Here is a 1,281-nt window from a genome sequence, read left to right as displayed (position 1 = left end):
GGCCTTGTACACACCGCCCGTCAAGTCATGAAAGTGGGCAGCACCCGAAGCCGGTGGCCCAACCCGTTTGGGGGGGAGCCGTCTAAGGTGAGGTCCGCGATTGGGACTAAGTCGTAACAAGGTAGCCGTACCGGAAGGTGCGGCTGGATCACCTCCTTTCTACGGAGATTATGGAAATTCCTCTGCGCGGTCTGCGTGGGGGTCGTGCCTGCGGGCCGGCCGGTTGGCCGGTTGGCGTGGGCGTGCTGGCGTGGAACGGTCTGAAGGCTGTGGCATGGATGCGCTGTTGGGTTCCCGGACCGCCACCCTTGTTGGTGGTGTTCCCGTCGCCCGTCGGTTCCCGTGTGGGGTGTTGCCCCGTGTCGGGTGTCGTCGGTGCGCTGGTGGTTTGAGAACTGGATAGTGGACGCGAGCGGATGGCCGGCTGTTGTGCTGGCTGTCTGCTGTATTGTTTCGTCCGAGCCTATTTTTTTGAGTGGGTTCGGGTCGATCGTTTTGTGATCGTTTAGTGTGATGATTTGTCGTCTGGCAGTTCGCAGTTGTTGTTGTCGTGGCATGGCCTGTGGTCGTGTTGTCGGCAAGGGCGCATGGTGGATGCCTTGGCAGACAGGACCGATGAAGGACGCGTGGGGCCGCGATAGGCCTCGGGGAGCCGCCGACAGGGCTTTGATCCGAGGGTGTCCGAATGGGGTAACCCGCCGGCTGTTATGGGCCGGCACCGCATTCGTGCGGGGGGTACGCAGGGAAGTGAAACATCTCAGTACCTGCAGGAAAGGATATTCCGTGAGTAGTGGCGAGCGAAAGCGGATGATGGCCAAACCGGTGCCGTGTGAGACCCGTCGGGGGTTGCGGCATGGGTGTTGTGGGACTTGGCGTCCGGGCTCCGACGGGCCCGGCGGCAGTGATAAAGCGGCGTGTGAGGCGAACGGGATTGAATTCCCGGCCGTAGAGGGTGATGGCCCCGTAGCCGAAGGCGCGCCGCCTCCCGGTTCTTGTTCCCAAGTAGCGCGGGACTCGTGGAATCCCGTGTGAATCGGCCCCGACCGTGGGGTAAGCCTGAATATTCCTGTCTGACCGATAGCGTACGAGTACCGTGAGGGAAAGGTGAAAAGCACCCCGGGAGGGGAGTGAAAGAGTTTCTGAAACCGTGTGCCTACAATCCGTCGGAGCCTTTCGGGGTGACGGCGTGCCTATCGAAAAATGAGTCTGCGAGTCAGTGGTGCGTGGCGAGGCTAACCCGTGTGGGGCAGCCGTAGCGAAAGCGAGTCCGATAAGGGCGTT

2 rRNA genes are annotated in these 1,281 nt (G+C 61.7%); both read left to right on the top strand.

Annotated elements, in window-relative coordinates:
• Nucleotides 1–159 (top strand): 16S ribosomal RNA (locus tag CI601_RS04620); the annotation flags it as partial.
• A 408-nt stretch (nucleotides 160–567) separates the two neighbouring features.
• Nucleotides 568–1,281, top strand: a 23S ribosomal RNA gene (locus CI601_RS04615); the annotation flags it as partial.

The organism is Bifidobacterium sp. wkB344, assembly GCF_003688305.1.
GTDB lineage: Bacteria > Actinomycetota > Actinomycetes > Actinomycetales > Bifidobacteriaceae > Bombiscardovia > Bombiscardovia mizhiensis.
Note: the sequence above shows the minus strand (reverse complement) of the source record. Positions and strands in the feature narration are given on the sequence as shown.